The organism is Salmonella sp. 32082101201600294FB01SM01 (assembly GCF_017572865.1).
Classification (GTDB): domain Bacteria; phylum Pseudomonadota; class Gammaproteobacteria; order Enterobacterales; family Enterobacteriaceae; genus Salmonella; species Salmonella enterica.
Genome location: NZ_JAGESB010000001.1, coordinates 23,608 through 36,280, shown reverse-complemented (window position 1 = coordinate 36,280; position 12,673 = coordinate 23,608). Strand labels below are relative to the sequence as shown.

General features: G+C 53.3%; 11 protein-coding genes and 2 pseudogenes. All 13 read right to left on the bottom strand.

Annotated features, from left to right (window positions below; all coding sequences use genetic code 11):
* Nucleotides 1-243: 243 nt before the first annotated feature.
* Nucleotides 244-1,083 carry a hypothetical protein gene (locus J4645_RS00200; protein WP_000654209.1) on the bottom strand — a complete coding sequence of 280 codons (840 nt, stop codon included), beginning with the start codon at nt 1,081-1,083 and terminating at the stop codon, nt 244-246.
* The gene (locus tag J4645_RS00195; protein WP_023214853.1) at nt 1,080-1,862 is read right to left on the bottom strand and encodes a TagF domain-containing protein; all 783 of its coding nucleotides are present in this window, start codon (nt 1,860-1,862) and stop codon (nt 1,080-1,082) included. Before J4645_RS00195 ends, J4645_RS00200 begins: the two co-directional genes overlap by 4 nt.
* Complete coding sequence (tssM, locus tag J4645_RS00190) at nt 1,862-5,731, bottom strand: type VI secretion system membrane subunit TssM (RefSeq protein ID WP_023217544.1); 3,870 nt, start codon at nt 5,729-5,731, stop codon at nt 1,862-1,864. Before tssM ends, J4645_RS00195 begins: the two co-directional genes overlap by 1 nt.
* Nucleotides 5,732-5,764: 33 nt before the next feature.
* Nucleotides 5,765-6,173 (bottom strand): annotated as a pseudogene (locus J4645_RS00185) (Shiga toxin A subunit).
* A 202-nt stretch (nt 6,174-6,375) separates the two neighbouring features.
* Nucleotides 6,376-7,149, bottom strand: a complete 774-nt coding sequence (locus tag J4645_RS00180) for a Rap1a/Tai family immunity protein (RefSeq protein WP_001632438.1) — start codon at nt 7,147-7,149, stop codon at nt 6,376-6,378.
* A 4-nt stretch (nt 7,150-7,153) separates the two neighbouring features.
* Nucleotides 7,154-8,458, bottom strand: coding sequence for a type VI secretion system protein TssL, long form (gene tssL, locus J4645_RS00175; protein WP_000132483.1), 1,305 nt, complete (start codon nt 8,456-8,458; stop codon nt 7,154-7,156).
* On the bottom strand, nt 8,455-9,798 hold the full coding sequence (tssK, locus tag J4645_RS00170; RefSeq protein ID WP_000118729.1) for a type VI secretion system baseplate subunit TssK: 1,344 nt from the start codon (nt 9,796-9,798) through the stop codon (nt 8,455-8,457). Before tssK ends, tssL begins: the two co-directional genes overlap by 4 nt.
* 3 nt (nt 9,799-9,801) lie before the next feature.
* Complete coding sequence (tssJ, locus tag J4645_RS00165; RefSeq protein ID WP_023214851.1) at nt 9,802-10,338, bottom strand: type VI secretion system lipoprotein TssJ; 537 nt, start codon at nt 10,336-10,338, stop codon at nt 9,802-9,804.
* A 66-nt stretch (nt 10,339-10,404) separates the two neighbouring features.
* A complete protein-coding gene (locus J4645_RS00160; RefSeq protein WP_000119439.1) occupies nt 10,405-10,890 on the bottom strand; it encodes an Hcp family type VI secretion system effector in 486 nt (161 codons plus the stop codon).
* Nucleotides 10,891-11,032: 142 nt separating this feature from the next.
* A complete protein-coding gene (locus tag J4645_RS00155) occupies nt 11,033-11,416 on the bottom strand; it encodes a type VI secretion system amidase immunity protein Tai4 (protein WP_000379083.1) in 384 nt (127 codons plus the stop codon).
* A complete protein-coding gene (locus J4645_RS00150) occupies nt 11,401-11,886 on the bottom strand; it encodes a type VI secretion system amidase effector protein Tae4 (RefSeq protein ID WP_001081548.1) in 486 nt (161 codons plus the stop codon). Before J4645_RS00150 ends, J4645_RS00155 begins: the two co-directional genes overlap by 16 nt.
* Before the next feature lie 42 nt (nt 11,887-11,928).
* Nucleotides 11,929-12,112: pseudogene (locus J4645_RS22130) on the bottom strand (type VI secretion system lipoprotein TssJ); the annotation flags it as partial.
* Nucleotides 12,113-12,179: 67 nt separating this feature from the next.
* The gene (locus J4645_RS00140) at nt 12,180-12,665 is read right to left on the bottom strand and encodes an Hcp family type VI secretion system effector (RefSeq protein ID WP_000312803.1); all 486 of its coding nucleotides are present in this window, start codon (nt 12,663-12,665) and stop codon (nt 12,180-12,182) included.
* Nucleotides 12,666-12,673 lie beyond the last annotated feature (8 nt).

Below are 12,673 nucleotides of genomic sequence, written 5' to 3'. Positions count from 1 at the left end.
ATTTTTTTGAAAGCCAGCAAAATAAGTGGCATACAAATTAAAAAACCCACAACTGAAACAATGAACACATAATTATGATCCGATAAGAGTTGTCTGGCAAACCAGACACACTGGGACGAACTAAAATCCCCTCCCATGCTCATCGTTTCCGAGTAGTTCACTGCAAATATAATATTAAAATAAAAAACAACAATATAATAAATGGCAGAGATAAATAAAATAATCCCCCAGCGTATCCAGAATTTATTTGTCATTGTATGAACTCCCCAGAGAACCGCCAGATGTACCACCAGAATATGGCGACGAGGTACCTGATGAAGCAGAACTTTTTGCTCCCACCCCCATCAGTACAGCGCTCAATCCCTGTGCTGCTCCACTTTTATCACCAATATTAGGATATTGTTGCCTGAATTCACTGGTCATATTCATTACTGACATTGATGAAAAATCAGAACTTTTCTCAATAAGGTATTGTTGTAATGAGAAAGGGATCGTGAAATCTATCTCTGTGTCAACTGTTAACTGTGGCGAAGCAGATACCCCAAATGATGACTGTATAGAAGGTAATATATATTTTGTCTCAAATATTTTCGAACCAGAATATTTAATCCCCTCAACGGAGTGTGTCGTACAATTATTTCCGGTTACATCATAAATATCAATTGTACGCCCCCGCAACTTTACCCTGTCCGTCATTGATTTTGTAGGAACAGGTGGTTTTGCTGCATTCCACAATTTTTCAAAAAATTCACGAACCAATATCGGATTAGCATCATTTATTTCAAACACATGTGCTTCCATCTGATATAGCTCATAACGATAATAAGATCGGGCATCTTCATCTTCAAAGAAATTTAAAATACCATCTCCGACAGTCGCACTAGAGCCAGTCCTTCCATACCGCCCGTAAGTGTACAAATAAACAGAATTATCCATATGTACAGAGACAAAAGCATGACCCGCACCTGTGGTTTCAACCCACAAAAATACACCGTTTAACAACAAATTATCTTCTGGCTTACAGGTTGCAGCGAAACTATTTTGTTCTTGCGTGTTCAGTGCTGTCTGCCATAAGTCTTTCACTCTTCCCTCCTGTTATTCTCCGCCAGCCGCAGCGCATCCACATACCGCCCTTCACTGTTCTGCTGCCAGAACCAGCCTTGCCCCGGTGTTGCCTGCCCCAGCGTCTTACCCGGCCAGCCCGGCCACGGCAGATAACGCACGCCCGGCAGTTCTACTACCGGTGCTTCATCCGGCAGCCCGGTCAGTTCCCGGCTGCGTTGCGATGTACGTCGTAACCCGCGCAGCCACTGCGCCCACCACGGCCCCGGCTGCCACATCGCCCATAGCTGGTCCATCTGCTCCGTCAGCCGCCCGCGCCGCATCGTGTCCGGCGTGATATGCTGCGCCGCCAGCCTCGCCAGCCAGTACAGCCAGCCCTGCGTCTCCTGCAAACTCTCGTCCAGCCACTCCCGACCACAGCGCTGGTAAATCACCAGAGGCCACGGGCGTCCCACGCTATCCCGTGACGCCATCAGCACTCCGGTCAGCCAGTCAGTCGTCCCCCCCATCGGCAAAAATCCCGGCGACATTACAAAGCTCCACGGCAGCGGATGGTGTTCCGGCGCGGGCATATCATGTTCGCCACGCGGCGACAGGTGCATCCAGCCGTCACGCTCTTCATCTGTCGTCTGGCCTCCCGGCAACACGATATGCCGCCCGCTGCCCACCCACGTCTGGCGGTTCAGCCAGTCCTGCCATATTCGTCCCTCTTCAGCGCCCACCCGCCAGCGCACATAGTCGCGCTGGTCCGGCAGCCTGCCGAACATCGCCGGGGCTGATACCACCGCTGGCCGGCGCATTACAACGCCCTCGCCGGACAACTGAAGTTCTGCAACAGCTCCCGGCTGACCGGGTTAAAATCCCGCCCGGCGGTGATTTCCAGCACCACCCGGCGACCGTCAAAATCATATTCCACCAGTTGTCGCCCCCGCACCGCCGTTTCCTGCACCTTTCCGGCGTCCAGCAGATGAAACAGCGCCCACGGCCCGCCGGTCAGTAGCGTTGAGGTGTCCTGGCGAATACGCGGGCTGGCGGTGATTTCCGCCATCGAGCCGTTGCGCGGTCCCGGCCACGTCACTTTCAGGGGCCGGTCCGGACCATGGGCGTAGCGCAGCACCTGGCCGTCGATATCAATCACCAGTTCCGTGATGGCCGGGTCCATATCCACCACGCTAATCTGCATCGACCAGGAAAATTTTTTCCCGCCCTCGCTGTTAAAAAATACGCTGCGGATCTGCTTCGCCTGCTGAAACGGCGTTAAATCCGGCCCCTGCAACGTCATGTTGCCTTCGGTCGGTTTGTAGCGCCACGGATCGCTGGCGGTATCCACCAGCGGAGCCAGTTGTTTGCTCCAGAAAGCATCCAGTACGCCACCGCTGGCGAAGATGCGGTTAAAGTCCTCGGCGCTGACCTCCTGCGGACTGTCGGCGAACGGATAGCGCCCGTCGATGGCGTCACGGCAGTCGTCGCCCATCATCGCCTCCATCTGGGTGTTCAGCACGTCGCCGGTCCCGGCGTTGATTTTGCGCGTTCCCTGCTTCGTCAGATCCAGCAGGATGTTTTTCAGCGGCGCGGGCAGTTTCGCCGCCTCCAGTTGCAACTTGTCTGCGGCAGTAATGCGCGCTGGCAACGTCCCCGCTGCCAGCGCGCTATCAGCAATGGTCAGTTGGGTGTAATACTCGTTGAGCATGGTCAGCAGCGAAGCGATCTGCATCGTCCCACTGCCGCTCTGTCCGCCGTCCGTCCGCCCGGCAATGACCTCGCGCAGCGCGGCGAAACGGTCATCCACCAGCGTTTTTTCCAGCCGTTCTTCCGGGTGAATATCCTGGAACAGTTTTGCCGTCTGTACCACTTTCCCCGCGTTACCGGATGCGCGCTGCGCCAGTTGTTTCTGTCTGGCCTGCGGGTCCGGCGGCGGCACCAGCGTGGTCTGCTCCACCACCGCTTTTCCCAGCCGCATCAGCGGTGAGTCCGGCGACGCCAGGGTGCGCAGCACCTGTAAATCATAGGCCAGGCCGGAACTGCCCTCTTCCCCGGCACTGTTGATACTATGGATACTGTCCAGAAAATCCTGCCAGCGGCGGGCATATTCCGTCAGGTACAAACGGCGGACTTCGCGGGCGACAGACTGCTCCTGCCCCGGTATCTGGCTGCGCAGGCTGTCAGTCAGCTTTTTTGGCGTACTCTCCCGGCCCATCACCCAGCCATCGTTCGCCGTCGCCGCCGCCACAAATTCCGGTAATCGTTTGTCGAACAGCTCCCGGTAACCTTCACGGGTAAAAATACCCGGCACGCCCCGATCCAACGGCGCGCCGTTGCTACGCACAAACACCGTTCCCGCATCCGCGCCGACGGCGCGTACCAGCGTGAACTCCTGCGGCGCTTCGCTCTCCATTGCCGCCAGCGCCCGCGCATAGATACGCTCGGTACTGGTGTGACCGTCGAGGAATGCCCGCGCCTGGCGGATCAGCGCCTCATCTTTCTCATACGGTGAATGCACCACCCGGCTGCCGTCAAACAGCGCTTCGATATGCGTCAGCACGGCGGCGCGCCCGCCGAACCCGGCCACGCTGTCGCTGTTCCCCAGATCGTTAATCACCCACGACTGGATCTCCGCCGCGTTGTATTTATCTTCGTGATTTTTATCCAGATTCAGTAGCAGATAGATGCGCAGGGCATCATACGCAGCTTTACTGTCCTGACGGGCAATGGCGTCTGCCAGCACATACTCCATCCGTTTCACCAGCGGCGGCAGCAGCAGTTGATCCAGCAGGCGGTTGTACAGCGACGCCACGCTGTCGGTTACCGGCGGTACGCTGTACAGGCCGTAGCGCCAGGTCAGCGGCGGCGCGTCCGGGTCCAGTTCCGGCCAGGCGGACAGTTCCCTTGCGCTGTCCAGCAGTGCCGGGACGGGAGCCATCGCCGGTTTACCGGTGTAGGCTTTCACCTCGCCGTCCAGCCGGGTCGCGCGGGCGCTGATTTCATTCAGATAGTCGCCGTTGGTCTGCTGGCTGGTCTGCATCCCCTGCCACAACAGGAATGCCAGCACCAGTACCAGCAGGTGCCCGCCGAGGCGCAGCAGGCGGTAACGCCAGGCCCACTGGAGGTTTGGCTCCACCAGGTGCGCTTCACGGAAAATAAACTGTGTTAGCAGATCATGCAGAAAGTAGCTGCGGTTGCCGTCCGGCAGAGCGTGTGGGAGAGAGGTGGAGGATTCGCCACGGGCGGTTTTTATCGCCCGGACAAAGCGCTGCCAGATACTCAACTGGTCGGCCACGGCGTCGGCCTGCGCCTGCGCGGCGCTGGTGAAAAACACCCCGCGCAGCGTGTTATTCAGTTGCGTGGCATCGAATTTTGAATCGAGGAAGATCTGTTCAATAGCCTCCAGCAACGGCTCGCCGAGGGCGGCGAACTCACGCGGGAAGGTATACAGCCGCTGGCGGCTTTTAAGGTCGTACTCTTCCTGTAACCGGGTATCCAGTCCCTGATCCAGCCGCAGCGTCAGGCGTGCCAGCTCCTGCGCGCAGGCGGCGTGCAGCGCCTGCGGGTCGCCCGCTTTTCGCCTGCGGCTGTACGGCAACGTGAAGCCCCAGATTTGTGCGCGAAGATGGCTGGTCAGCGTGCGAAAATAGTCACTGAAGCCCGGCAACAGATCCATTTTGGTGACCACCAGATAGACCGGGAAGCGAATGCCCAGCGTCTCACGCAAATCGGCCAGCCGCGCACGTAAGGCAGCGCAGGCCGCCAGGCGTTCCGCCGGTGACTGCGCGGTTAAATCCGCCACGTTTAGCGTCAGGATCACGCCGTTAAGCGGCGCGCCGGGGCGATGTTTACGCAGCAGACCGAGAAAGCCCTGCCACTCTCCGGCGTTACGCTGCGCGGCGCTCACTTCTCCGCCGTCATCGTGGCGGGCGTAGCGTCCGGCCGTATCAATCAACACTGCTTCGTTGGTAAACCACCAGTCGCAGTGTAGCGTGCCGCCACCCGGCACCGTCAGGATGCGCGAGGTCTGCTCCATTTGCTCCGCCAGCGGGAACTGCAATCCGGTGTTCAGCAGGGCCGTGGTTTTGCCGTCGCCGGGACTGCCGACCACCATGAACCACGGCAGCTCATACAGAAAGCGTTTTCCCTCGAAGATTTTACGCCAGCCAGGCATATCCACCCGCAACTGCCGCAGTTGCCGGATGGCCTGCGTGACAATATGGTTGACGGTGCGCAGGTCGGCTTTGATCTCGCCTGCCACCGGTACCTCTTCCCCGCGCGGATGCAGGAAGCGACGCAGCAGTTGTTCATCCATACGCAGCGCACGCCACAGCCGGTACAGGCCGTACAGCGCGTACATCAACAGGATGAAACCAATCAGGGTCAGGCGAACCCACAACGGCGCAAACGGATGGACATCGCCCAGGGCCAGCAGCGGTGTGACGAAGCCAATCGCCAGGCACAGGACACTGATGCCGATGATACTCATCGACCAGTTGACCAGCCACAGTACCAGCAGCATCAGCAACAGGGCAATGGTCACTACCCGGCTACCCACGGAGGCCAGCGGGCGCAGGGTATCAAATGACACCAGCGGCCCGACAAACCAGACCAGTAGCGCCAGAACCAGAACGCCCACAACTGCCAGCGCGCGCCGGGAAAAAAGCAGACTAAGAAATTTTTGCATTATATTTCGACTCGCCACCCAATAATCAATATTTTAAAATTCCCTGGATAAAGTAATATAACCATTAAATCTTACAGAACACTCATCAGCATTCATGAAGCTGGATGCAATGAAAATATCTTTTTCTTTATCTTTGTTAATATAGGTATATTTTGCCACGATAGATTTAACCTGATTTTCATAGTAACTATCGGAATAGAATTTTTTATCTAATATTGCCACTTTATTTTTGGCCTTATCTTTTTCATAATCCATCCTGGCCAGAGATTCTGCATAGACCTTAGATACACTTTGTTTTATCCTTTATAATAGTAGCGACATCTATATTCAGGTCATTTTTTATGGCATCAAATAACGATGACTCCATTGATGCTCCAACCGTAGCACACCCATAACCCTGCGCATAAGAAATGGCAGGAATACCCACCAACAGACAGACCATCACCTTAAACATATCAATCCTTTACCACCAAGACTTTACCACCAATACTTTATCTGAACTGGCAGCGATAACATTATCACAGGGTATACCTGTCATACTTCAGGCTGCATGTGTGTTGGCTTTCCTCGCTCACCCCAGTCACGAACTAATGTACGTTCCTGGGGATTCACTCCCTTGCCGCCTTGATGCAACTTGAATGATTTTATATATTACAGGGATACTCTATTAATTTATTTATGATAAGTTCAGCCGCGCGAGAATTCAGTTCCTCATTGGTTTTATTTTTAAGAGAAACATAGACTAATTCATTTAATGTTAGCGTCTTAAATAAAGCGTATCCACACCACAGTTTGTTCTCTGTCGCATCCTCCACGCCGAGCAGATAGACACCCGCCCTGAGTTTATCCCGTTGATTACCAGACACCCAAAATTTAAAAAAGTCATTACCTGAAAGATTAAGCGCATCCGGAGTCAGGGATAAAATGGGAGATGACCGGGAAGCAATTTTTATAGAGGGGTCTGTCCTCTGACAGGGAAAATTTTTAACTAATGCTTCCTCTATTAGTATTGAAGCCCTTACATCAGGCTTTGTCACCGCGTGCTGTTCAAGCCAGGTCAGCACAGTATGGTTTATTGTTATACTGTCAACCTGACCATATCCACACCACGTCTTACCTTCTGTGGCATCCGCTACCCCCAACACATACATCAGTGTATTATCTTTTTCCTGTACGTTATCACTGGCATAAAATCCCAGAAAATCCCGTATACTGAGGTTGACATTATCGGGGGAAATTAATCCTGCGTTAATCAGGGACCCGGCAAAAACGCCACCGGGTAATAAACAACATAAAATGATCAAAAAAACACGGATAGATCGTTTTATGTGATATGTCGCTGAGATCCGATAATAATCCCCCGTCACGCCACATATTGCCGAATGATGAGACACATCATAGGTCGATTTTTTTATCATTCATTCACTCCACTACCAGAATTTCCACCCGACGGTTTTTCGCCCGCCCGGCTTTACTGCCGTTATCCGCCACCGGCACCGTATCGCCCTTGCCGACGATATGTACCCGTCCGGCAGGTACGCCGCCGGAGGTCAGCAACGCCGCAACTTCCGCCGCCCGTTTTTCCGACAGCACCAGGTTGGATGGGAATTCAGCCGAATGAATGGGCTGGCTGTCAGTGTGACCCGTTACAGTGACTGCGCCGCCCACGCGGGCGATTTCCCGCGCCGCTTTGTTAATCACTGGCCGGATTGCGTCACTCACCGTTTTTTGTCCCGGTACAAACATGGCGTCGCCACGGAAGACCACCCTACTGTGCTGGTCATCTTCGTCCACGGTCAGCAGGCCACGGGCGATTTCGTTTGCCAGCAGGATTTTCAACCGCAGCTTATGAACCGGCACGGGCGGCGGCGGCAGTTTTATACCAATCGCATCAATATGCTGTTGTACGGTGACGGTCTGCACATCCATCCGGTGGCTGTAAAGGCCAAACAGCGTCAGCATCGCCAACAGGGCTATCCCGGCGCTCAGCCAGACCGGCACCCGGCGCATCCGCCGCAGTCGTCCGCTTATCGCCCCCTGAAAGTCAGGCGAGAGCGCGGGCATGACCGGATCGCGACGCTGTGAAAGCTGTGTCAGCAGTTGCTGACGAATATTGTCCAGTTGCTTACGCCCGTCTGGCTGCACGCTGTAGCGGCCTTCAAATCCCAGCCCCAGCAGGTGGTAGATAACCTCCAGTACGTTGCCATGTTCCTGGAAGCTGGCCGCCAGACGCCCGATGATCTGGAAAAGTTTTATCCCGCCTTCGCTTTCACCATGAAATGTTACCAGCAGGCTTTTTCCGGCCCAGACGCCGCGCCGTCCCCAGGTTGTGTTATTGGCGGCTTCATCAAGCGCCGTACACAGGCAGTAACGTACCGCCAGTACGTGCTCGCGCCGCAGGTTCGCCTGATCGCATAATGTCTGGTACAGATGCATCTCGCGTACCAGCAGATTACGGTAAGGCTCTACCAGGGCCGCATCCAGTTTAGCGGGCATGGCTGCGAGAGCGCACAATAAAGGCCGGGCAGCGGCGAGCAACGGGTTAGCCGCCGCGCTGATTTCAGCCAGCCGGAGTTTGCTGTCCGGACCGTCTTCAACGATGACATTGAGTTCCGTGCGCTGGCTGGTGTGTACCGGCGTTTCATATTCACTGTCCTTATGCTCCGGCGTGGTGGACAAAAAGGACATCATGTCCGCCGCTGGCGGCGTCAGGGTACTGTCTGTCATTTATCGCGCACTCCCCACAGTTCTGTCTCCAGCCCCGGAAATTCCCCGGCGGTATGCATGGCCATCCCGCCGTAACGGGCAATGTGTTCCCACAATGCTCCCTCGCGGCGGATGTCGTAATAGATGTATCCGGCCTGAAACGGGATTTGGCGCGGTGGTACAGGCAAAACCTGCAAAGCCAGCCCCGGCAGATGCGAGCGGATCAGTTCCGGCAGGCGATCGGATGGCCCGATTTTGGTCTGGGCGGCAAAATGTTGCAGTAACACATCGGTCGGCATTGAAGCCTTTATCGCCAGTACCAGCGTGCTGAAATCGGCAAGATCGGAAGGGGCCACCACCGCATTCAGGATGCCGTAAGTCCCCTCTTTCAGCTCGATGCGCTGCGCGCCCCGGATCAGTACTGCATTCAGCAGGAACTGCACCTCATCGACCAGTGATTTCAACCCGGCATAGGGCGTCAGGTGTTTGTACTCTTTGTATTCAGCGGGCCGTCGCGTTTGTGGACGCACATAGGTGGAGAGTTCCCCGGCCAGTTCGGACAGGTAGCGATACAACACTTCCGGGGCCAGCGGGGTTTTCGCCAGGTGAGTCAGCAGCGGCTCAAAGCGATTGAGAATTTGCAGCAGCAGGTAATCGGAGACCTCTGCTGCTTCATGGCCGTGGTTGTCGCTGCCGGTCAGCCGTTCCGCCAGCGAATCGGCCCGCATCCGGATGAGATCGTTGATCCACGACAGCCAGGTACACATCAGTGAACTGGCCTGATAATTAATGATGGGCGGGATCAGGTCGTGGTCGATATCTATCCGCCCGTCAGGATTCAGCCCGATGATGCGGGTCAGCGGCAGGCCAATCCAGGCGCCCGTCACCGCCTTTTCCGGCAGCAGCCGCAGGCGCAGGTGACTGAGCTGTAATAACTGCGCGCCACGTCCCAGCGAGTTGGCGTCGCGGATGTCGTGTTCATGTACCGAGAAACGCGCCAATGATTCCGGGTTATTGTCAAACGTAGTTTCTTCGCTGTTCGGCGCGCGTACCGGTACCGCCAGACAAATCTGCTGGTTCAGGTGCTCCGGCAGGATGGTCAGCGGCGGCGGCAGCGGGGTATGGTCCGGTGCGTTAAACGGCGTACCGTCAGGAAAAATCCCTGATGCCTCTTTCAGTATCAGTTTACCGATGTTCAGCGCTTCGCCATCAATATTGTAGTGGCTGAATCCCCAGAAAAAGGGGGTCAGCGGCAGGCTGCGGTAATGCATGACGTGTTCCAGATAACGCTCTTGCTGCTGAAACATCTGCGGCAGTAAAAATTGTCCTTCACTCCAGACTACGCGGTCATTCCAGCTCATAATTCATTTATCCCGTTCCGTAATTACAATAGCGCTTTGTTCCAGTTCCGCATCCAACTGCACTTTTCCTTTCCCCGGTACGAAGTTGCTGTACCAGGCTTTTCCCGGGGCTTCCGGGATTTTGTAGGTTACCCGCCAGACCGATTTGGCCAGGTTACGGTATCCGGCCAGTACGCCGATTGCCGTGGTCTGCGCATTCAGCGGGCGACGCAGTTTTTTCTCTTCGCCGGGACGCAAAATAAAGCTGTCGCGACGCACTAAATCGTCGGTAAGGACGGATTTGTCGTTGTCATGGAGCGACCAGTAATCGGCTGTCGTGAAAGCGGCGTCATTTTTCAGTTCATAAACACGTATCTCAATGGGCGCGGCCTTCTTCTGATTGTCAGGATTCACCTTATCAGAGGCTTTCACGCTCAGGTCGAGTCGCTGTGATTCGAGGTCAGGTAACGCATCGCTACTGCCGCATCCGGAAAGCAGGAGCAGTGCAAAAGGCATAGCTACCGCACATAACCGTCGAGTGGGGTTACGCCATTTATTCACTGTAAATTCCTTTAAAATCAAAACAATAAATCCGGCCAGATATAAATCTGGCCGGAAAAACAACCGTTAAATTTCTTTGTTGGCCTTGAAGTCGTAGCCTGCGGTGATGGTGCCGCCGCTGCCGCCCTGCTGGTTCTGCACCACGTATTCCTGTTTCACGGTGCTGAAGGAGAGCTCAATTGATTCGCGAGACGCAATTTCCCCTCCCTGGCTTCCGCTGGGCGATACCATTGCAATAATCAGATCTGTGAAGGTGTACTTGAGGTACTCCAGCGGATTGCCGCCAGCCTTACGCATAACCAGAATGGCCTGCGGAATGTGCTTGCCGGAAGAGCAGTATTTGAACAGGTTCGGGCTGGCGCGATCGATGTAATGTTCAAATGAAAGATGAGTAACAGATACTTTACCGGAACCGAGACCGCTACCGGCGTGCATGGTGGATTCCTGATGGATATTCCAGCGCCAGCTCAGTACTTCAATTTCATTTTTGTGTTTGTCATCCATCGACTCACCGTCGATGCCGTCAATTTTCAGAAAAATATCATAAGACATATCTACTATCCTTTTAACTACCTAAATAAAGCCCTGATTTATCTGCTTTATTAGGTGGACAGATTAACTATTACTGTACAGCTCTCTATTACCCATAAATTCATCAGAGCAAGAGAACATATGCTTTTAATATCTTTGAATTTTACTTCTCGACACGCCTTTCAATTAATTCATTTAACTCACTGTCGTGGATAAAATCTATGCACTTCATGGTATTAAAATCTGATGATATCGAGCCATTATATTTCAACCCTGAATATTTTTTCGCAATCTCATCAATTTCATGATAAATCTCCACAGATTGTTTACCATATTCAAGGTAAGCACTGGCCGTAGCTCTGGCATCGTTTTTAACGACATCATCTTTGTATACTAATGCCAGACAATGACTCAGCGCCCAATTTTTTAAGAGTTCCGACTGTGAATATTGTGTGGTCAATGCTTCTTGTGCAAAAGATGGCTGCCATACCAGCATTCCACTTATGCTGAAAGTAACTAATATTAACCATTTCATGGCAGTATCCACAGAGTCCCAACTTCAGGAACAAATGGTCCATTATCTGGGTCATTTAATAAGTGGCACTGATCTGAACAGATACTGCCATTCCATAATGTAACGTGTCCTCTGGCATTGCTCCAGCCATGCCCTTTTACTACGATAATTCCTTTCTTCCCTATAAAGTCACTCTGTTTCGGATTATTAACAATAAGATCAGGCTTGCCCATATTATGAGTAAGATGATCAATCATATCATTCACGCGATAAATATAGAATTTATTATCGGCACCACTAACCTTTGCATACGGGGAGTTACGGGCTATTGGGAATCCTGTCGCATTCAAAACATAGCTCATTCGAATAGGACAGGCATTTTGAAAATAACCACCAGTTATATTTTTCCCAACGTTTCCACCAATAATGCTACCCACATCAGCGACGGAATGATTCACCTTCCTAAAAGCCAGCCACGCTTCATTGAATGAAGGTCTGTTCATTTTGCTTACCCTCTAAAAATTCTGTGTAGCTCATTAATTCTCAACACGTATCTTCATGGACGCCGCTTTCTTCTGATTGTCAGAATTCACCTTGTAAAACGCTTTCACGCTCAGGCCAGGCCGCTGCGATTAGGGGTCAGGTAGCGGCCGCATCCGGAAAGCAGGAGCAGTGCAAAAGGCATAGCTACCGCACATAACCACCGAGTGGGTTACGCCATTTATTCACTGTAAATTCCTTTAAAATCAAAACAATAAAACCAGCCAGACATAACATCTGGCCGGAAAAACAGCCGTTAAATTTCTTTGTTCGCCTTGAAGTCGTAACCTGCGGTGATAGTGCCGCCGCTGCCGCCCTGCTGGTTCTGCACCACGTATTCCTGCTTCACGGTGCTGAAAGAAAGCTCTACCGTTTCACGGGAGGCGATTTCACCATTGTGGCTGCCGCTCGGGGAAACCACGGCGACAATCAGGTCGGTGAAGGTATACTTGAGGTACTCCAGCGGATTGCCGCCAGCCTTACGCATAACCAGAATGGCCTGCGGAATGTGCTTGCCGGAGGCGCAGTATTTGAACAGGTTCGGGCTGGCGCGGTCGATATAGTGATCAAAATCCAGGTTGGTGACGGAGACCTTACCGGAGCCGAGGCCGCTACCGGCGTGCATGGTGGATTCCTGATGGATATTCCAGCGCCAGCTCAGTACTTCAATTTCATTTTTGTGTTTGTCATCCATTGACTCGCCATCAATGCCGTCAATTTTCAAAAAAATGTCATAAGCCATTTTTATAT

Coding starts and splice junctions, on each gene's coding strand:
- J4645_RS00195 (WP_023214853.1), bottom strand. CDS start 1,862: ATGCGCCGGCCAGCGGTGGTATCAGCCCCGGCGATGTTCGGCAGGCTG.
- tssM (WP_023217544.1), bottom strand. CDS start 5,731: ATGCAAAAATTTCTTAGTCTGCTTTTTTCCCGGCGCGCGCTGGCAGTT.
- J4645_RS00180 (WP_001632438.1), bottom strand. CDS start 7,149: ATGATAAAAAAATCGACCTATGATGTGTCTCATCATTCGGCAATATGT.
- tssL (WP_000132483.1), bottom strand. CDS start 8,458: ATGACAGACAGTACCCTGACGCCGCCAGCGGCGGACATGATGTCCTTT.
- tssK (WP_000118729.1), bottom strand. CDS start 9,798: ATGAGCTGGAATGACCGCGTAGTCTGGAGTGAAGGACAATTTTTACTG.
- J4645_RS00160 (WP_000119439.1), bottom strand. CDS start 10,890: ATGTCTTATGATATTTTTCTGAAAATTGACGGCATCGACGGTGAGTCG.
- J4645_RS00150 (WP_001081548.1), bottom strand. CDS start 11,886: ATGAACAGACCTTCATTCAATGAAGCGTGGCTGGCTTTTAGGAAGGTG.
- J4645_RS00140 (WP_000312803.1), bottom strand. CDS start 12,665: ATGGCTTATGACATTTTTTTGAAAATTGACGGCATTGATGGCGAGTCA.